At 55.5% G+C, this 19,624-nt stretch carries 14 protein-coding genes; 5 read left to right on the top strand and 9 right to left on the bottom strand.

The annotated features are described in order from the left end of the window. The first annotated feature begins 2 nt into the window (after positions 1-2). From ACTU44_RS02765 to ACTU44_RS02785, 5 genes are all read left to right on the top strand, one after another. Complete coding sequence (locus ACTU44_RS02765) at positions 3-1,526, top strand: tripartite tricarboxylate transporter permease (protein ID WP_114096508.1); 1,524 nt, start codon at positions 3-5, stop codon at positions 1,524-1,526. A gap of 21 nt (positions 1,527-1,547) precedes the next feature. After that, on the top strand, positions 1,548-3,146 hold the full coding sequence (locus ACTU44_RS02770; RefSeq protein WP_462096600.1) for a gamma-glutamyltransferase family protein: 1,599 nt from the start codon (positions 1,548-1,550) through the stop codon (positions 3,144-3,146). Positions 3,147-3,492: 346 nt separating this feature from the next. Further along, the gene (locus tag ACTU44_RS02775; protein WP_462096601.1) at positions 3,493-5,271 is read left to right on the top strand and encodes an OpgD/OpgG family glucan biosynthesis protein; all 1,779 of its coding nucleotides are present in this window, start codon (positions 3,493-3,495) and stop codon (positions 5,269-5,271) included. A 64-nt stretch (positions 5,272-5,335) separates the two neighbouring features. Next, on the top strand, positions 5,336-7,414 hold the full coding sequence (gene mdoH / locus ACTU44_RS02780) for a glucans biosynthesis glucosyltransferase MdoH (protein WP_462096602.1): 2,079 nt from the start codon (positions 5,336-5,338) through the stop codon (positions 7,412-7,414). Between the two features lie 158 nt (positions 7,415-7,572). Further along, entirely contained in the window at positions 7,573-8,067 is a 495-nt protein-coding gene (locus tag ACTU44_RS02785) for a hypothetical protein (RefSeq protein ID WP_114096511.1), read from the top strand. A 256-nt stretch (positions 8,068-8,323) separates the two neighbouring features. On the opposite strand, the gene ACTU44_RS02790 is transcribed toward ACTU44_RS02785, so the two are convergent. The 9 genes from ACTU44_RS02790 to ACTU44_RS02830 all read right to left on the bottom strand — a co-directional run bounded on the left by ACTU44_RS02790 (position 8,324) and on the right by ACTU44_RS02830 (position 19,600). Continuing rightward, a complete protein-coding gene (locus ACTU44_RS02790; RefSeq protein ID WP_462096603.1) occupies positions 8,324-9,217 on the bottom strand; it encodes an SDR family oxidoreductase in 894 nt (297 codons plus the stop codon). A gap of 23 nt (positions 9,218-9,240) precedes the next feature. Beyond that, the gene (locus ACTU44_RS02795; protein WP_336079867.1) at positions 9,241-10,047 is read right to left on the bottom strand and encodes an enoyl-CoA hydratase/isomerase family protein; all 807 of its coding nucleotides are present in this window, start codon (positions 10,045-10,047) and stop codon (positions 9,241-9,243) included. 44 nt (positions 10,048-10,091) lie between these two features. Beyond that, a complete protein-coding gene (locus tag ACTU44_RS02800) occupies positions 10,092-10,622 on the bottom strand; it encodes a thioesterase family protein (RefSeq protein WP_114096514.1) in 531 nt (176 codons plus the stop codon). Positions 10,623-10,677: 55 nt separating this feature from the next. Then, positions 10,678-12,462, bottom strand: coding sequence for an acyl-CoA dehydrogenase C-terminal domain-containing protein (locus tag ACTU44_RS02805; RefSeq protein WP_462096604.1), 1,785 nt, complete (start codon positions 12,460-12,462; stop codon positions 10,678-10,680). A gap of 22 nt (positions 12,463-12,484) precedes the next feature. Further along, complete coding sequence (locus ACTU44_RS02810) at positions 12,485-14,809, bottom strand: 3-hydroxyacyl-CoA dehydrogenase/enoyl-CoA hydratase family protein (protein ID WP_462096605.1); 2,325 nt, start codon at positions 14,807-14,809, stop codon at positions 12,485-12,487. Next, positions 14,809-15,945 (bottom strand): thiolase family protein, encoded by a 1,137-nt coding sequence (locus ACTU44_RS02815; protein WP_462096606.1) that lies wholly within the window; start codon positions 15,943-15,945, stop codon positions 14,809-14,811. The genes ACTU44_RS02810 and ACTU44_RS02815 overlap by 1 nt, the downstream gene beginning before the upstream one ends. A gap of 45 nt (positions 15,946-15,990) precedes the next feature. Continuing rightward, positions 15,991-16,395 carry a MerR family transcriptional regulator gene (locus tag ACTU44_RS02820; protein ID WP_114096518.1) on the bottom strand — a complete coding sequence of 135 codons (405 nt, stop codon included), beginning with the start codon at positions 16,393-16,395 and terminating at the stop codon, positions 15,991-15,993. A gap of 105 nt (positions 16,396-16,500) precedes the next feature. Next, the gene (locus ACTU44_RS02825; RefSeq protein WP_462096607.1) at positions 16,501-18,192 is read right to left on the bottom strand and encodes a long-chain-fatty-acid--CoA ligase; all 1,692 of its coding nucleotides are present in this window, start codon (positions 18,190-18,192) and stop codon (positions 16,501-16,503) included. A 97-nt stretch (positions 18,193-18,289) separates the two neighbouring features. Continuing rightward, the gene (locus ACTU44_RS02830; RefSeq protein WP_114096519.1) at positions 18,290-19,600 is read right to left on the bottom strand and encodes an OmpP1/FadL family transporter; all 1,311 of its coding nucleotides are present in this window, start codon (positions 19,598-19,600) and stop codon (positions 18,290-18,292) included. Positions 19,601-19,624 lie beyond the last annotated feature (24 nt).

Raw genomic sequence — 19,624 nt, forward strand, 5'->3', positions numbered from 1 at the left:
TCATGTTGGATGCATTTCTTGCCGGTGCCCATCAGGTTTTCGCATTCGATACCCTGATTTACATGCTGATCGGTTCCGTGGCCGGGATCGTCGCAGCCGCCATTCCCGGCTTTACCGTGACCATGGCCATCATCCTGACATTGCCGCTGACCTTTACCATGGACCCGCTTCAGGGGGTTTCGGTGATGTTGTCGGTTTATGTCGGGGGTTATACCGGGGGTCTGATCAGTGCGGCTCTTCTGGGTATTCCCGGAACGCCAAGTTCGGTTGCCACGACCTTTGATGCCTTTCCGATGGCACGCGGCGGGGAGCCGGGACGCGCCCTTTCACTTGGTGTCTGGGCTTCGTTTTTCGGGACAGTGATTTCCACCATCATCCTGATTGTAGCCGCCCCGCCGTTGGCGCTGATCGCGGTTAAACTTGGTCCGTGGGAATATTTCTCGCTGATCGTGTTTGCCCTGACGATTGTTGCAAGCCTTGTGGGCAACTCGTTGATGCGTGGTCTGATTGCCGGTGTCATTGGTCTTGGTCTTGCGACCATCGGGCCGGATCCGATGATGGGGCGCCCGCGTCTTACATTTGAGTCCGACATCCTGATGCCGGGTCTGCCGTTCCTGATTGTCCTGATCGGTATTTTTGCCATCAGCCAGCTGATGGGCGAGGTTGAGGATCACGGCAAAAAAGACACCAAGGGGGCACTGATCCCCGACGTGATCGAATTCAAGACCTGGGCTGTGATGCGCGAAGTTCTGATGCATCCGGTCAATCTGGTGCGTTCGTCGCTGATCGGTGTGTTTATTGGTGCCTTGCCGGGTGCCGGTGGATCAATTGCCAACCTGCTGGCTTATGACCAGGCCAAGCGCAGCTCCAAAACGCCTGAGGAATTTGGCAAGGGCAACCCGGACGGCGTGATCGCATCCGAGGCTGGAAACTCTGCCACGGCGGGTGGCGGACTGATCCCGATGATTGCCCTGGGTATTCCGGGATCGGCGGTTGATGCGATCCTGATGGCGGCTCTTATGGTGCATGGCATCTCGGTGGGTCCGCGTCTGATCATGGATAATGCGGATCTGGCCTATGGCATGTTCGTTGCGATGATTGTGGCTTCGCTGATGATGCTGGTGGTTTGTGTGCTGTCGATGCGTCTGTTCCTGCGCGTGACCGACATTCCCAAGCAGTTCATTGTGCCGACAGTGATGATTTGCTGTGTGATCGGGGCCTTTGCGCTCAATAACCGGGTGTCTGACCTTTATCTGCTTGGTGCGATCGGTCTGGTCGGTTACGGGTTGAAGTCGCTTGATTACCCGCTGGCACCGCTGGTGCTTGGTGTGATCCTTGGTCCGATCGCCGAGACCAACCTGCGTCGCGCGCTGATGAGTGACGGTGACTGGACTGTATTCTTTACCCGTCCGATTTCGGCGGTCTTGCTGGCTGCTGCCCTGCTGTCTGTTATCTTCAGCGTTCGCTCGGTTCTGAAGATGCGTAAAAAAGACCGTCCTGCCACCGATGAACAAGACGGCGATTAAGCCCACGATCAGGAGACTCCAATGAAACTTCGTCACGACGCGCTTTATGCCTCACGCCGGTCACCGGTTCTGGCGCGCAACATGGTTTCCACATCCCAGCCGCTTGCGGCACAGGCCGGTCTTCGCATGTTGCTGGCGGGCGGGAATGCTGCCGATGCGGCGCTGGCCTCGGCCATTGCCCTGACCGTGGTCGAGCCGACCGGCAACGGGCTTGGTTCCGATGCCTATGCCATCATCTGGGATGGCAAGGAACTGCATGGTCTGAATGCGTCGGGTCGGGCCCCTGCGGCCTGGAACCCGGAACGCTTTGCAGGCCAGGACACGATGCCACAGCGCGGATGGGAATCGGTCACCACACCGGGGGCTGTATCTTCATGGCGTGCGATTTCCGAGAAATTCGGCAAGCTTCCGTTTGAAAAGCTGTTCGAACCGGCCATCGAATATGCATCGCGTGGCTTTGCAGTATCCCCCATCATCGCGACCCTTTGGGAAAAGGGTGGTGATCTTTTGGGCAAGCAGCCGGGCTTTGCCGAGGCCTTCCTGCCCGGTGGCAAGGCCCCCAAGGCGGGCGAGCTGTTTGTCAACAAGGCTGCTGCTGAAAGCCTGATCGATATCGCCGAAACCAAGGGCGAGAGTTTCTATCGCGGCAAGCTTGCATCGAAAATTGCGGCTTTTGCCCGTGAAAATGGTGCAGCCTTGTCCGAAGAGGATCTTGGCAATCATCAGGCTGACTGGGTCGGGACGATCTCGCAATCGTTTGGCAAGGTGAAGCTGCATGAAATTCCGCCAAACGGGCAGGGGATTTCAGCCCTGATCGCGCTGGGGATCCTGCGTCATACCAATATCGCAGATTATGAACCCGATTCCACCGAGGCGCTGCATCTTGAAATCGAAGCGATGAAACTGGCCTTTGCCGATATGCGGGCCTATGTCGCCGATCTTGACTACATGACCGACGTCACGGTCGAACATCTTTTGTCCGATGACTATCTGAAATCCCGTGCCGCCCTGATTGATGCCAACAAGGCCCAGGATTTCAAAGCCGGTGCACCAAAGCATGGCGGGACGGTCTATGTTACCGCGGCGGATGAAAGCGGCATGATGGTGTCCTTCATCCAGTCGAACTATATGGGCTTCGGGTCCGGTGTTGTGGTACCGGGAACCTCGATCAGTCTGCAGAACCGGGGTCACGGTTTCACCCTTAAAGATGGTCACCCCAACTTCGTCAAAGGTGGAAAACGTCCGTTCCAGACCATCATTCCGGCCTTTTTGATGGGCGATGACGGCAACCCGGTCATGAGCTTTGGCGTCATGGGCGGACCGATGCAGGCACAGGGGCATTTGCAAATGACCTTGCGCACCCAGCTTTGGGGACAGGATCCGCAAACGGCTGTTGATGCACCGCGCTGGCAGGCTCTTTCGGGGCTTGAGGTCGCTGTTGAAGCCTCGGTCGGTGCTGATGTGATCGAGGCCCTGAAGGCCAAGGGGCATGCGATCAAGGTCGAGGCACCTGACAGCACCAATTTCGGTTTTGGGGGCGCACAGCTGATTGCCAGGACCGATGCCGGATATGTGGCTGGTTCTGATCCGCGCAAGGATGGTTGCGCGGTTGGCTACTGATTACAGAACAGATTTTCAGATCGGCATTCGCAGTCATCTGAATACCCGGCCGGCCCAGAAATGGGCCGGCCTTTTCTTTTTGGAACTGTTGCGAGTCAGGCCAAAGGGCACCTGAGGATTTCCGGATTCTGTCAAGATGCAAATCACCGCATTTCAGGGGGATAGCCCATGCAAAAATGGCGTTTCGTGCAATCGACATCCGGGTATAGAGCATTCTGTCATGGCGGAGTGCCAGTTCGGGCTTTGCGGATTCTTTCCCTGATGGCGACACATTCCTGCCCTGTTTTTTGTGCACAAGCACAATCAACAAATCGAAAAAATCCAATGGTTGGTAGCGTATACAGGTATGACGCAATATTTTCCTCAGCGCACAGCGCTGGCCCTAAAACATGTTTTTCTGGTTGCTTTGGCGTCCGGAACTGTTTTGCTTGGCGCGTCATTGCCGGCATATGCACAGGCCAATGACCCTGCAGCCGTAACGACTGATCCGGCGGCAGCATCGGTATCAGACGCGTCCGGGCCTGTTGCACCCGCTGCAGCGCCGGAAACAGCAGCACCGCAGAATGCGGGCGATGAAGCCGTAACCGTAACCGTAACCGATAGCCAGGAAAATGATGCAGCACCGGGCACGCCACAGCCCGAGGATGAGCAAAAACCTGTGGTGAGCGCACCGGTCATGTTTGATCCGGAAATGGTGATTGATCGGGCACGTAATCTGGCCAAGGCACCGTTTGAAAATCCGCATCGCGAATTGCCCGATGTTCTGGCCAATCTGGGTTCTGATGATTACGACCAGATCCGCTTCAAGTCGCAGCGCGCCTTCTTTAATCCCGATAATTCGGATTTCTCGCTCGAGCTGTTCCATCCGGGCAACATGTATGATGTGCCGGTTGCGATCAATCTGGTGCGCGACGGCGAAGTACAGGTCATTCCGTTTTCGGCCGGTCTGTTTGATTTCGGCAAGACGGGCCTGTCGGGCAATGATTTCTCGACACAGGGCTATGCCGGTTTCCGTCTGCGCTATCCGTTATCCAACGTTGATAGCAGCGATGAACTGACCCGGTTCCTTGGCGCGTCCTATTTCCGCCTTCAGGGCGAAGGACAGTCTATTGGCCAGATGGCGCGCGGCCTTGCGATTGATCTTGCCGGACCAACCGGCGAGGAAATCCCGGTCTTCAAGGAATTCTGGATCGTCGAACCCAAAAAGGGCGATCAGACGATCACGGTCTATGGCCTTCTCGACAGTGCACGCGTTACCGGTGCCTTCCGGTTTGATATCAAACCGGGTACGCGCAGTCAGGCCGATGTGAAAGCCAATCTGTTTTTCCGCGATGGTGTGGAAAAGATCGGCATTGCGCCGCTTAATGGCATGTTCCTGTTTGGTGAACAGCGTCGCCGGTCGTTTGATGACTATCGTGGCGAGGTGCATTCAAGTGACGGGCTTCTGATCAATAACGGGCGCGGCGAATGGTTGTGGCGACCGCTTGATAACCCGGTTCATCTTCAGATGAGCTCGTTTCTGGATGAAAATCCCATCGGGTTCGGACTTTTGCAGCGAGACCGGAATTTTGACCATTATCAGGACCTTGATCGCCGGTTTGATCGCCAGCCCGGATATTGGGTAAAGCCCAGGGGCAAATGGGGCAAGGGCCATGTCGAACTGGTCGAAATTCCCAGCCCGTCTGAAACCAACGATAATATCGTTGCCTATTGGGTGCCTGAAACCAAACCGGTTGCAGGCGGCGAGATGACAATGGAATACAGCATCACCGCAATGCGCGACGGTGGTGGATTGCATGATCTGGCACAGGCCACCGACACGCGCCTGATGCGGATTGCATCGCAAGGCGATGATGACGCGGGCCGGGCGCGGTTCGTCTTGAATTTTGCCGGTGGTGATCTGGATTATTTCATCAAGGATACCAAGAACCTGCACGCTGATGTCAGCGCATCGGAAGGCAGGCTTGAGAATATCCGCGTGATGCCGGACCCCGAAAATGGCGGTGTGCGCGTGTTCTTTGATCTGGTCGATGACAGTGATGCCGCATCAAGCAATTTGCGGGTGTTCCTTTTGCACAAGGACAAGGTCCTGAGCGAAACATGGACCATGCCCTGGGTCTTTTAAACCAGAACCGGCCCGCCCGTGATCCCGTGCCTTTATGAATGACTCGACAATCAGGTAAATGCAGATGAGTCAGATTTCTGACCCGGCAAATGACAAGACCCAGACAACCATATGTGATCCGACCGTCCAGTTGCGTGGACCGGGCGTTGGTCAACGACGTCTGTTTTTGTTCGGGGCCTCGATTGCCGCAACGGCCTATGCCGCATGGTTGATGGCCGATGTTCTGGGTGCGGATCAGCTGACCATCATGGAAATGGTGGTGGTGGCGTTCTTTACCATCAACTTTGCCTGGATTTCGTTGTCCTTCTTTACCGGGATTGTCGGATTGATCCTGCGTGGTCTGAAGCTTGATGCGATTACGCTCAAGCGGCTTAAACCGATTGTGCGCAAAGGGTCACTGCGATCCAAAAACGTTGTCGTCATCCCGGTCTATAACGAAGACCCCAATCGCGTTTTTGCAGGGCTTCGCGCCAGTTACGAAAGTCTGGCCGAGACCGGCGAAATTGATGCGTTTGATTTCTTTGTTTTGTCTGATACCCGTGATCCCGATATCTGGATTGCCGAGGAACTGGCATGGGCGAAGGCTTGTACTGACCTGAATGCGCGCGGCAAGATATTCTTCCGCCGCCGGACCGAGAATACCGAACGCAAATCCGGAAATCTCAAGGAATTCTGTGAAACCTATGCGACCAATTACGATCACATGATCGTGTTTGACGCCGATAGTGTGATGTCGGGCGAGGCCATGGTGAATATGGCCTATCTGATGGAAAACAACCCCGATGCGGGGATCATTCAAAGTCCGCCGCAGCCGACCGGACGCCAGACCCTGTTTGCGCGCATTTTGCAGTTCATTTCGCGCGTGCATGGGCCGACCATGTCGGCGGGTTTGTCATTCTGGTGCATGGGCAGTTCGAACTATTGGGGCCATAATGCGATCATTCGCACCAAGGCCTTTATCGAATGCTGTGGTCTTCCGGTTCTGTCGGGCAAACCGCCAATGGGTGGTCATATCCTGAGCCATGATTTTGTCGAGGCCGCCTTTATGCGCAAGGCCGGATGGCGGTGCTGGCTGATCCCGCAGCTTGAAGGCAGCTGGGAAGAACTGCCGCCGAACCTGATTGACTTTGCCATTCGCGACCGCCGCTGGTGTCAGGGCAATATGCAGCATGCGCGCCTGATGGTGGCGCACGGATTCAAACCGCTCAGCCGTTTGCATTTCTTTATGGGGGTGATGAGCTTTGTTTCATCGCCGCTCTGGCTGCTTTTGTTGCTCAGCTCGACCATTGCGACCCTGCAAAACACGCAACTGACCTATAGCTTCTTCCCGGGGCATTTCACCATGTTCCCGCAATGGCCGGTGGACCGGTCGTTTGAAATGCTGGTGCTGCTGATCTTTACCATTGGCATGCTGGTTCTGCCCAAGATCATCTCGATCCTGATGGTATGTCTGGGACGGGACCGCAAAAAGTATGGTGGCGTCATGGTTTTGGTCAGTGGGTTGCTGGAAACCGTCTATTCCGCCTTGCAAGCGCCGATCATGATGATGCTGCATTCTCAGTTCGTGTTTTCGGTTTTGACCGGCAATCAGGTTGGCTGGGATGCGCAGGAACGCGATGATGCCGGTGTGCCATTCAAAGCGGCCCTTAAAACCCATCGGACGATCATTGTGATCGGTCTCATCTGGGGGGCGATCGCGGTATTTGTCGACACGGCGTTTTTCTGGTGGCTGTCGCCCATTCTGGCCGGTCTGGTTCTGTCGCCCTGGCTGACCCATTATTCAAGCAGCCTTGCGATTGGCAAGCTGGCACGCCGGATGAAGCTTTTCCTGACACCGGAAGAATATGACAGCCCAGATGAGCTGCGCGCACTTGCCCGGATCGGTTCGGAGCTTGCCGGGGGTGACGTCAAGGACGGCCTGATGCGCCTGATCGAGGATCCTTATGCCAATGCGCTGCATTCGGCATTGCTTCCGGTGCGCAAACCGGATGCGCGCACGACGATTGAAATCGGGATCATCTATGAAAAACTTGCGCGTCTGGGGATTGAAAGCCTGACCCGGGATGAAAAAATCCTGATCCTGTCCTGGCCGGTCAAGCCGTTGGACCAGATCATGGCAGGGCGGGATGTCAACGGGCCCTGAACGGACCAACAGTCCGACCAAGTAATTGTTTTAATGGAATCTTGTGCGCCACAAAAACGCCCAGATTCGAGCAAATTATCCCGCGTTTTTTCGGCGAAGCTTATTCTTAACGAAGCGTTAATTGCCGATGATCGTTTACTGCCCGGAGGGCCGAATACATGACCGACATGACCGTTGCATCACAGGGTTTTTCCTATGCCGCATTTGAGTCGGCGGCGATGACCCGTCTGATTGAAGACACCGCGCGCGCCTGGCTTCGGTCTTTCGGATTGTCCGACGCACAGGCCAATCAGCGCATGATCAATGCCTTGCGCGAAGCACTGGCGGCTGACAGCGTTGCGGCCCATGATCGGGCAAATATGCAGGATATTCTTGATCAGGCAGCACATGACGCGATTGCCGACTGGCTGGCACGTGTGACCGGTCAGCAGGATTGCTATGGTTCGGCGTCGTTTTCGATGTTGCGCTGTGCGTTTCTTTCGGCCAACCGTGATGGCATCTGGTCAAGCCGGTTCCTTGATCAGGACAGTGATCATCGTGATCTTGCCATGGCTCTTTCGGTACAGATGATGTTGCCGACACCAAGTCTTAAGGCTTGCGAGATGCCGCGCCAATCTCTGGAAAAGCGGGCACTTGAACGCCGGGCTTCGTAACCCGGTAAATCCTTCGCGCCTTACGCTTTTTCATCTTTACCCTCAACGTTAATGCGTTTCTGCGAAGGTAGGCACCGCCCGTCATGTGGCGGTGTCTTTATGTGTGGCTGACGGCATTTTCCCAAAAAAGAACCCGCCCAAAGGGCGGGTTTAGTTCAGCGGGCGAGAGAGCCCGATTTTCCGTGTGGATCATCCACGCTCGTCAAATCAGGCCCCTACCAGACGTCGGGGCACACACTTCCCCGACGCCAAATCGTCAGGCAGCCTTGTGAAAACTGCCCAGTTTCGTCAGAAGTCTGGCAACCTGCGGGTCGTTCTTTCCATTGCGATCAAGCTCAAGGAAGAAGTCCGGATAGGGCGCTTTGCCCGGCGTCAGGTTGTAAGGTTCAAAATCGGTAATGCCGATGGCTTCAAGGACGGACTCATCGGTAAAGAACCCGCCAGTCACATCCCGTGACGGTGCCGTCAGGATCGCATGCGCCGCATCGGACAGAATTTGCGGCGTGCGTGCGCGGCCCTGTTCCAGACCGGGGATCATGTTTAGCGCTGCTGTTTCAATCACCGTGACGGGCCAAAGAGAGTTCACAGCAACGCCTTCATCGGCAAATTCGGCGGCCAGACCCAGGGTGACCAGACTCATGCCGTATTTCGAAATGGTATAGGCCGTGTGATTGGCAAACCATTGCGGTGACAGGTTCGGCGGTGGCGACATGGTCAGGATATGCGGGTTATCCGATTTCAACAGATGCGGCAGGCAGGCCTGCGCGCAGGCAAAGGTTGCCCGCGTATTGACCTGATGCATCAGATCAAAGCGTTTCATCGGTGTCTGCAAAGTCGGCGTCAGATTGATCGCGCTGGCATTGTTGATCAGGATATCGATGCCGCCGAATGTTTCGACAGTTTTGGCAACGGCCTCGGCAATCTGGTCTTCTTCGCGGATATCGGTCTTAAGCGGGAGCGCCTTGCCACCGGCTTCCTCAATCTCGGCAGCGGCACTATGGATGGTGCCGGGCAGTTTCGGATGCGGTTCATCGGTTTTGGCAATGATGGCGACATTGGCCCCGTCGCGCGCTGCACGAAGGGCGATTTCCTTGCCGATGCCACGCGATGCACCGGTGATGAAAAGTGTTTTGCCTTTAAGTGTGGCCATTACTTCTGTTCCCTGAATTCTTTTTATGATTTGCCAAAGCGGGGCTGACGTTTTTCGACAAAGGCGGTGACGCCTTCGCGGAAATCGTTGCTTATGGCGCAATCGGCGAAGGCTTTGGCTTCGGCTGCGAGCTGATCGGCAAGACCGGCCTCGGGGGCGGCATTAAGAAGTGCCTTGGTCCGGGCAATCGCACCACGCGGGCCGGATGCCAGACGGGTTGCATATTTTGCTGTTGCCGATGCCAGCAGATCGGCGGGTACAACCTTGTTGATCAGGCCGCAATCATGGGCTTCGTCTGCACTGAAACGATCCCCAAGAAGGGCAATTTCCTTGGCCTTTTTCATGCCGACCAGACGGGTCAGTGAATGGGTTGATCCGCCGTCGGGCGAGGTGCCGATATGGATATAGGCAAGGGTGAAAACCGTTTCCTCGGCGGCGACCGCAAGATCACAGGCATTCATCAGGCTGATGCCAAACCCGGCAACCGCCCCTTCAAGCTTGGCGATAACCGGGCAGGGAAGGGCGTTGATGCGGGTGATGATGTCATGAACGCGATTGATCATGGCTTCGATGACTGGCCGGGCTTCGTTGGCGGGGGATTGGGACATCTGATGGAAGAATTTCACATCACCGCCCGCCATGAAGGTGCCCCCCGATCCTTCGATGATCACCGCACCGATTTGCGAAATCCCGGCTTCGATCTGATCAAGGGCGTCGGACAATCCTTGGACCATCGACTGATCAAGGGCATTCATCCGGTCCGGCCGGTTCAGTGTGATCGTTGCGATCTCGTCGGACATATTCAGCAATACAGCTTCATTTGACGTCATGTGACTTCCTCCCGCGGTGTTTTCCGCTTTATTGGTCGCGTGCCTTAGATCGCAAGTCGGGCTTCGATTGCACTTTCCATATCCGGCCATCCGGATAGCCAGTCGGGCATGATCGGTGAGGTTTGATCCGCACCGACCCGACGACAGACTTCCTCGGGCGGGATGATGCCCTGGGGGCCAACAAAGACGGCCTTTACGACACCAAGGGCGAGTGTCTTGCCCTTGGCGACAAAGCGTTGTTCCAGATAGAAACCCTTGTCATCCCAATAGAGTGCCCGGGTTTCGAGCGAGAATTTCTGAAACGGCTTGATCGCGCGTTTGAACCGCATGGTGGTGCCCGAAACAACCGGTTGCCATTTGTGCTTGAACACCTGCTTGGCGATACCATTGCGCACAATCAGTTCGGTCCGGCCCAGATCCATCAGGGCGAAATACCGCGAATTGGTCATATGGACATTGATATCAAGGTCCAGCGGCCAGGCGCGAAACTGCAAGCTCGACGGATCAAGCGGATAAAGGCGGGGCCGCAACAAGGACAGGATCACAACACGGATCAGTCGGAAAATCAGGTTCACGACGCTGCTCCGTCCAGTGATGCGATCTGACGATATGTGCGGCCCGGTGCCATGATCAGAACAGCTCCTCGTCCAATGCCATCATGGTCGAGGAACCCGACATCATCTGACTGAACAGGGCACCGGATTGCGGCAAAATGCGTTCCATGTAGAACTTTGCCGTGATCAGCTTGGCCTTATAGAAGCCTTCCGGGTCATCATCCTGCTTGGCCAATGCGATCTCGGCCATGCGGGCCCACATAAAGCCGACGGCCACCAGACCGAACAGACGCAGGAATTCGGTTGCAGCGGCACCGGCTTCATTCGGGTTTTTCATGCCGCGTTGCGCCAGTTCGCCAGTGGCCTGTTGCAGACGCATGAAGGCCTTTGCCAGTGGCTGGACAAAGTCGCCAAGCCCGTCCTTGGACACATTGGCTTCGATATATTCCTGAACCGGATGGAAGAAGCGGCGCAGGTAACGCCCGGCCTTGGTCGGCATTTTGCGGCCGACAAGGTCAAGGGCCTGAATGCCGTTCGTGCCCTCGTAAATCTGGGCAATGCGGGCGTCGCGAACATATTGTTCCATGCCCCATTCACGGATGTAACCGTGACCGCCAAAGACCTGCACACCAAGGTTGGTGTTATCAAAGCCCCAATCGGTGAACAGTGCCTTGACGATTGGCGTCATCAGCTGAACGAACTCGTCGGCCTCTTCACGTTTGACCGGGTCGGCGTGATGCTTGGCCGTATCAAGGGCGCGGGCAACCCACATGCCCATCGCGCGACAGCCTTCATTGGTGGCCTTGGCGGTCAGAAGCATGCGACGCACATCGGGATGTACGATGATCGGGTCCGCTGCCTTGTCGGGGGATTTCGCACCTGTAAGTGCGCGGCCCTGAAGGCGATCCTTAGCATAGGCGCGTGCGCCCTGATAGGCCGCTTCGCCAAGTCCAAGACCCTGAATGCCAACCGACAAACGTTCCTGGTTCATCATGGTGAACATGGCGGGCATCCCTTGATGGGGTTCGCCGACCAGATAACCGATGGCACCGTCAAAGTTCATGACACAGGTCGATGATGCCTTGATGCCCATCTTGTGTTCGATGGAACCGCATTTCACCGCGTTGCGATCCCCCAGCGATCCGTCATCGCCCACCATGAATTTCGGGACAAGGAACAGGGAAATACCCTTGGTGCCCTTGGGGGCGTCGGGCAGTTTTGCCAGAACCAGATGGATGATGTTTTCCGTCAGGTCGTGTTCACCCGCCGAGATGAAGATCTTGGTGCCGGAAATCGCATAGGACCCGTCATCAAGCGGTTCGGCCTTGGTCTTGATGATGCCAAGATCGGTACCGCAATGCGGTTCAGTCAGACACATGGTGCCCGACCAGGTGCCTTCGACCATTTTTGGAAGATACTTGTTCTTGAGTTCGTCCGAAGCGTGGCTATGCAGGGCGGCATAGGCACCAAACGACAGGCCCGGATACATCCCGAAGGACAGGTTGGTCGAACAGATCATTTCCTCGACCAAGGCATTGATGGATTTTGGTGCGCCCTGACCGCCATAGGTCGGATCACAGGCAATGCCGGTCCAGCCGCCTTCGGCAAAGGTCTGATAGGCTTCCTTGAAACCTTTGGGGGTGGTGACAACCCCGTCATCCCAGGTGCAGCCTTCCTCGTCGCCCGAACGGTTGATCGGGAACAGGACCTCCTCGCAGACCTTGGCGGCCTCCTGGAGAACCGCGTCAACGACGTCGGGGGTGAAATCCTCGCAACCGGGCATCTGATTGATGTCGTTGTAATCAAACAGCTCGGTCAGGACGAAGCGCATATCGCGCAGGGGTGCTTTATATTCAGCCATTTCTGTTTCCTCCTGGACCTGCCTAGTTGCGCAACGGCTTGCCGGTCAGAAGCATATGCTCTACCCGGGCCATGGTGCCTTCGTTACGGACCAGACGCATGAAGCCTTCGCGTTCCAGTTCAAGAATATCGTCTTCGGAAAGTTCTTCGGTTACGTCGGTGTCACCACCGGCAAGAACCCGCGCCAGTTCACCGGCAACCACACGGTCATAATCGGTTGCCTTGCCCAGACGATGGAAACCATCGACCGCCATTTCAAAGGCGACACGGGCTGCTTCGCCCGGCAGGCGATAGGTGAATTCTTCGGGGGCTTCGTAACCATCGACCATCGAAAGTGCCCGTTCCTTGGCATCAGCCAGCAAACGGTTGCGGTTCATGGTGATGCCGTCCGTTTCGCGGAAGAACAGGTTTTCCTTGGCTTCCATCGCCGATTTGGCAACGGTTGCAACCGAGATGATCTCGAATGCCTTGGCACTCGGAGCCATCGGACCCTTGACGAATTTCGGGTTCTCGGCCCAGCGACGGATCATTTCCTTGCATCCGCCCCAAGCCGGGATCAGACCGACACCGGGTTCAACCAGCCCGATATAGGTTTCACCATGTGCCTGAACTGCATCGCAATGAAGCAGAACTTCACATCCGCCGCCAAGGGCAAGACCACTTGGTGCGCCCACGACCGGGAACGGCGAATATTTCAGCGCCTTGTAGGTTTCCTGACCGGTTTCAACAAGGTTCTCGATCTCCGGCCATGCGGCGATATTGGCCGCAAACAAGGCCAGACCAAGATTTGCACCGGCCGAGAAATTGCTGGCCTCGTTATAGATCACCATCGCCTTGAACTGCTTTTTGACAGTCCGGATAGACGTTTTGATGGCGCCCAGAACATCGGCATCAAGGGCATTCATCTTGGTATGGAATTCAAGGCAGGCGACGCCATCGCCAATATCCCAAAGCGATGCAGCACGGTTACCGGCAACCGGTTCGGATTTGCGTTTGATGTCTTCAAGCAGAAGAACCCCATCCGGGCGGGTAACCTTGGCGTAGTTGCCATCAAAGCCAAGATAGTAAAGATCACCATCCTCGACCTTGTAGAACGATTTGCCAGAAGCCTTTTTGAGCAATGCCGGGACTTCAACACCGTCTTCTTCAAGCATCGAAATCAGGGCATCAACCCCAATGGCGTCGATCAGCTCGAACGGGCCGGTTTTCCATGCATAACCCAGCTTCATCGCATCATCGACATCGACGATGGAATTGGCTGCTGCCTCGGCAATGAAAGCAGCATAAGCAAGGGTCTTGCCCATGACAGCGCGCCCATACTGGCCGCCCTTGTCATCGGCTTCCATCATCTTGCGCGGGTCCTTGCCAGCGGTACGAACGCTACCCAAGCGGGCCTTTTCGGACCTGGAGAATTCACCAGACTGAAGATCAACTGACTCCTTGACCTTTTCCCCGCCTTCACGGTTCAGGCGGTAAAAACCACCTTTGCCCTTGCGACCGGTATAGCCATCGGCGATCAGTTTGCTGACCAGCGCGCTTTCGCGATAAATGGTGTGGAACGGATCGGACTTATCAAGAAGGCCCGCCATGCTTGATTGCACATGGGGCATCAGATCAAGACCAACCAGATCCATCAGGCCAAACACGCCGGTCTTGGGAATGCCAAACGGGCGACCGATCACGCTGTCGGCTTCTTCGACGGTCAGTTGGCGGTCCATGGCCTCGACCATGGCGGCCTGAATCCAGTAAACGCCCAGACGGTTGGCAATGAAGCCCGGTTCGTCATGGCAGGTGACACAGGTCTTGCCCAGTTTGCGATCAGCAAAATCGGCAACCATGTCAATCACGCCATCACGGGTGACACCCGATCCAACCAGTTCCAGCAGACGCATATAGCGCGGCGGGTTGAAGAAATGGGTGATGATGAAATCCTGCGCAAAGCTGTCATCCATGCCGCCAATCAGGGTGGCCAGCGGAATGGTCGAGGTGTTCGACGACACAACCGATCCACGGGCACGGACCGCATCAATCTTGCGATAAAGGTCCTGCTTGATATCAAGGCGTTCGATGACGGCTTCGATGATCCAGTCACATTTGGCGATCTTATCAAGGTCATCCTCGATATTGCCGCAGGTGATCAGCTTGGCGATCCGTTTCGACATGAACGGTGCCGGGTCGGTTTTAAGCATCTTGGCAACCGCACCCTCGGCAACCGCATTGCGGTTTTTGGCACCTTCGGGAACGATATCAAGCAACAGGACAGGAGTCCCTGAATTGGCGATATGGGCAGCGATCCCCGCGCCCATCACGCCGGCGCCGATAACGGCGACCTGTTTGATGGTGGTCATTACATCGCCTCCAGAATGGTCGCGATCCCCTGACCCCCGCCAATGCATTGCGAGGCCAGCGCATATTTGCCGCCATCACGTTTCAGGATGGCTGCGGCCTTGCCGACAATACGTGCACCGGTAGCACCCAGCGGATGACCGATGGCCAGCGCACCGCCATCAATATTGACCTTGGCAGCATCAAGACCGAGATCGGAAATGCTTGCTATTGCCTGCGATGAGAACGCTTCGTTCAGTTCGGTCACGTCGATATCAGCAGAGGTCAGGCCTGCACGGGCCAGCGCCTTTTTCGAGGCCCCCACCGGACCAATGCCCATGATTTCTGGCAGGCAGCCGTCAACGGCAACCGATTTGATACGTGCAATCGGGGTCAGGCCGTTTTTGGCAGCGAATTCTTCGGAGCATACCAGCACCGCAGATGCGCCATCGGTTAGCGGCGAAGATGTGCCCGCAGTGACGATACCATCGGCACGGAAGGCCGGTTTGAGTTCGGCAAGGCTTTCGGCGGTGGTTTCACCACGAATACAGCCGTCTTCGGAGACAACACCGTCTCTGGTCTGAATCGGGATGATTTCATCAACGAACTTGCCAGTAGCCTGTGCCGCTGCGGCGCGCTTGTGGCTTTCAACGGCGAAGGCTTCCTGATCGGCGCGTGTCAGGCTGTATTTTGCCGCGACATTTTCAGCCGTATCGCCCATGCCCATATAGGCTTCTGGCATGGCTTTATAAAGTTCAGGGTTCGGCAGCGGGTTGAAGCCCATCATCGGAACGCGTGTCATGCTTTCGACACCGGCACAGATAAATGCATCACCGGCACCGATGGCGATTGCACCGGCGGCCTGATGGATCGACTGCATGGATGACCCGCAGAAACGGTTGACGGTGACACCCGCGACCGAGCGCGGAAGACCGGCAATAAAGGTAATCAGGCGGGCAACGTTGAAACCCTGTTCGCCTTCGGGAAAAGCACAGCCAAGAATAAGGTCCTCAATGGCATTGGGATCAATGCCGGTCTTTTCCACCAGACCTTTAACGACCTGTGCCGCCAGATCATCGGGACGAACCTTGGCAAGGGCCCCTTTGCGGGCCGGGGTAAAGGGCGACCGGACATATCCGGCAATAACGGCGTTGGTCATGGCTATGTCTTCCTTCCTGAGCTGTCCTCTGATCCGGGGAACTTGTTACGAAACCGGATCGATTCCTTTTTCTTCAAGCGCATCAATCGATTGTTGTTCGATATCGCGCAATTCATCCAACGTGATGTCCAGTGCCTGGCGTTGTTCTTCCAGATCAGAAATCCGTTCCCGGACGCGCCCAAGCAGCATTTTGATCTGTTCTGCCTGTGTCGGGTCTGCCCCATAGAGATCAAGGTAATCAGCGATCTCATTGAGGCTGAAGCCCAGTCGCTTGCCACGCAGAATGATCAACAGTTTTGCGCGGTCCTGGCGGGTATAGATCCGGGTGGCACCTGCACGTTGCGGATTTACAAGGCCTTTTTGCTCGTAAAACCGGATGGTGCGCGGCGTAATCCCCAAATCCTTCGCCAGTTCGGGAACGGTATAAAACCGGTCATCAAGTTTGGTCATCTTTCGCCCCTTATCGTATATATTTTTATCTTAACGTCAATTAGTTTACGTTAACGTCACATGGATTTTTTCCGTTGTGTGTGATGCGACGTTAACGCATTGTTTTCAAGACGTTTTCCCCTCTCTCTTCAGACGTTCTTCTTCGACCAGTTCCTTTTTCGACAGTTTGCCGACCATGGTTTTTGGAAGCTCTTCGCGAATTTCGATTTCGCGTGGCATTTCGATTCTTGAAATCTTGTCGTCCAGAAACGCGCGGAGATCATCGGGGGTAATCCCGGTGACACCGTCTTTCAGGCGAACAAAAGCCTTGGGGGCTTGTCCGCGATATTTGTCCGGCACGCCGATGCAGGTGACTTCGGCAATCTGGTCATGCAGATAAAGTGCTTCTTCGATGGCGCGCGGATAGACATTGTATCCGCTGCACAGAATGACATCCTTCAGGCGATCAACAAGGAATGTATATCCCTGATCATCCTGATAACCGACATCACCGGTCCGCAACCAGCCATCGATAAAGGTTTCACGGGTTGCTGTTTCGTTTTGCCAGTAACCGGGCATGACCTGTGGTCCGCGGATGCAAACCTCGCCTTTTTCACCAAAAGGCATGGCCAGTTCCGGGCTGGCAAGAGAACGGATTTCGATCTCGGTGCAGGGCATTGGAAGCCCGATAGAGCCTTCCTTGTTTTCCCCTTTGACCGGGTTACAGGTGCAAACCGGGCTTGCTTCAGACAGGCCATATCCCTCGACCACCTTTGACCCGGTGATTTCTTCAAACCGGTGTTTGACCTCGACCGGAAGGGGCGCACCCCCTGAGATACAACAACGAATATGAGACAGATCGTGCTTTGGGGTCTCGGGCGAATTATTGATCGCGGTATAGATGGTTGGCACGCCGGGAAAGATTGTCGCTCTTTTTTTATCAAGCGATTTCAGAAGGGCTCCCAGTTCAAACCGGGGATGCAGAACAAGCTCTGCCCCCAGATTGATTGATGTATTCAGCGCCACGGTCATGGCAAAAACATGGAAGAACGGCAAAACACACAGGGTGACTTCATGTCCCGGATTGGCGTCCGGCATCCAGCGTGTCAGCTGATCGACATTGGCACTGAGATTGGCGTGGGTCAGCATCGCGCCCTTGGGGCGTCCGGTGGTGCCGCCGGTATATTGCAGAACAGCCAGGTCATTGACTGCGACGTCAACCACCGTATCAATCGGCTTGCAGCCAATCACCCGGTCATAGGGGATGTGACGCAAGTCGGTCGGTACGTCGGCCAGTTCACTGCGTTTGAACAGCGAAAACAGAACGCTTTTAACCGGTGGCAGGATGCTGCTCATTTCGCAAACAACGATGCGTTTGAGGCAGGTTTCATCAAGGCATGCCGCGACCTTGGGATAGATCTGTTTAAGGTTCAGCGTTACCATCAGGCGACAGCCGGAATCCTCGATCTGATAGGCAATCTCGCGTTTGGCATAAAGCGGATTGAAATTTACCACCACGCCGCCGCATTTCAGGATCGCATAATAACACACGACATAATAAGGCGTGTTGGGCAGACAAAGACCAACCTTGTCCCCCTTGCGCACGCCGAGCTGCTTGAAACCTTCGGCAGCGCGATCGATCTGATCGGCGATGGTTTTGTAATCATAAATCCGGCCCAGAAAATCCAGGCAGGGCCGCAGCGGAAAACGCGCCGCGGCACTATCAAAAATTTCGTGGACCCGACGTGTGTGAACTGGCGTGCTGATATCAACGCCATTCATCAGGATGGGAGCTTCTTGGACGTTTACTTTGTTCACTTGCGTTAACTCCATTACGTTAACGTCACTTTGCGGGCAAAAAAAAGCAGCCCGGTCGGGGTGGCAACTGCCACCCCGTGCCAAGCATTATAGCAGATCAGAATTTGAAATTCGCCTGCAGAGCGATGATATCGACGCTGGCCTCGTAATCGGCCGCATAATTACCAAGTGCTGCCGAGGTATGATCGACGCGTGCCGTATCAGCGAAGATATGCGTGTAGCCAAGATTGAAAGCGACCCAGTCAGCAACCTTGTAGCTGGTGCCAAACGATACCCAGTAGCGATTGGAATCCGGCAGGCGCACATTGCGGTTGCGGGTCTTGATCGGGGTTTCGTCATAGGCAACACCGCCGGTAAAGGCCCAGTTTTCATCATACTGGTACCGCGCACCAAGTGCCCCGAACCAGGACGTACCCCAGTTGTAATATTCGGTGGTGCTGCCGCTTGTGGCGAGGTTGCTGTTGATCAGACCATCATAGTTGAACACCAGTTCGCCGACCGAGTTCCAGTTGGTCCATTGTACATCACCCATCAAAGTCCACTGATCATTGAGATCGTGAGACATCCCGAATGCGACGGCTTCCGGGGTTGTGATTTTGGCTGTGGCATTACGGTCCGTATAGGGGGTCAAAAGACCCTTGGCGGCACTGTCAAACTTGATCGTGCCTTCAAGCTTGTGCTCGACCTCGGAGTTATAGGACAGGCCAAGACGGGTGGCTTCGGTCAGTTCCCAGTTCAAACCAGCTGTCCAGCCATAGCCGACATCATCGCCCTTAAGTGATGAGTTGCCTTCTGTTTTTGCACCAGCAAGTGAGGCAACAGCCTTGTCCAAACGGGCTTCGAAACGCTGGATTTGCGGACCGGCACCGATGCTCAGGCCATTGTCAAACCGGTATGCGACGACGGGCTTGATATTGACGGTCTTGATCTTCGAAGTTGTCCCAAAGAAACGTCCGCTGAAATCGGAATCGTTGTCAGTGACCAACCCCCAGGGAGAGGTAATGGAAACACCAAGATTGATATTCTCATTCAGTTTCCAGACGGCATGTGCGTTTGGCACTGCGGCATCCTGTGCCATATCCTTGTAGCCGCCACCTGTCTGGGCAATGCTTGTTCTTGACCCGTCAGTTGCAAGGGTGTTTTTCGCCTTGGCAACCGGGCGGATAACCGTGACACCGGCGCTATAGGTCGTTTCATCATACTGGCCGACGGTGCCGGGATTGTAGGACATGGTCGAGGCATCGGTTGACAGGGTTGTCATGCCTGCAAAGCTTGAGCCTTGCAGGGTGCCGCTGGTTTCGCGGACCTGAAAACCCGATGCATGTGCAGTACCGATGGTCGCCAGTGCACAAAGAATTGCTGTACCCGAAGCTGCCCCCGCAAGGCAGCTCATCTTGAGCTTAGACATTTGTTTCTCCCTTAATCTTTTAAC

This window comes from Thalassospira sp. SM2505, assembly GCF_054901115.1.

What these genes read in the sequence shown, in the direction of transcription:
- ACTU44_RS02795 (WP_336079867.1), bottom strand. Translation starts at nt 10,047, where the DNA reads ATGACGTCAAATGAAGCTGTATTGCTGAATATGTCCGACGAGATCGCA.
- ACTU44_RS02785 (WP_114096511.1), top strand. Translation starts at nt 7,573, where the DNA reads ATGACCGACATGACCGTTGCATCACAGGGTTTTTCCTATGCCGCATTT.
- mdoH (WP_462096602.1), top strand. Translation starts at nt 5,336, where the DNA reads ATGAGTCAGATTTCTGACCCGGCAAATGACAAGACCCAGACAACCATA.
- ACTU44_RS02805 (WP_462096604.1), bottom strand. Translation starts at nt 12,462, where the DNA reads ATGGCTGAATATAAAGCACCCCTGCGCGATATGCGCTTCGTCCTGACC.
- ACTU44_RS02775 (WP_462096601.1), top strand. Translation starts at nt 3,493, where the DNA reads ATGACGCAATATTTTCCTCAGCGCACAGCGCTGGCCCTAAAACATGTT.
- ACTU44_RS02820 (WP_114096518.1), bottom strand. Translation starts at nt 16,395, where the DNA reads ATGACCAAACTTGATGACCGGTTTTATACCGTTCCCGAACTGGCGAAG.
- ACTU44_RS02815 (WP_462096606.1), bottom strand. Translation starts at nt 15,945, where the DNA reads ATGACCAACGCCGTTATTGCCGGATATGTCCGGTCGCCCTTTACCCCG.
- ACTU44_RS02790 (WP_462096603.1), bottom strand. Translation starts at nt 9,217, where the DNA reads ATGGCCACACTTAAAGGCAAAACACTTTTCATCACCGGTGCATCGCGT.
- ACTU44_RS02810 (WP_462096605.1), bottom strand. Translation starts at nt 14,809, where the DNA reads ATGACCACCATCAAACAGGTCGCCGTTATCGGCGCCGGCGTGATGGGC.
- ACTU44_RS02765 (WP_114096508.1), top strand. Translation starts at nt 3, where the DNA reads ATGTTGGATGCATTTCTTGCCGGTGCCCATCAGGTTTTCGCATTCGAT.
- ACTU44_RS02770 (WP_462096600.1), top strand. Translation starts at nt 1,548, where the DNA reads ATGAAACTTCGTCACGACGCGCTTTATGCCTCACGCCGGTCACCGGTT.
- ACTU44_RS02830 (WP_114096519.1), bottom strand. Translation starts at nt 19,600, where the DNA reads ATGTCTAAGCTCAAGATGAGCTGCCTTGCGGGGGCAGCTTCGGGTACA.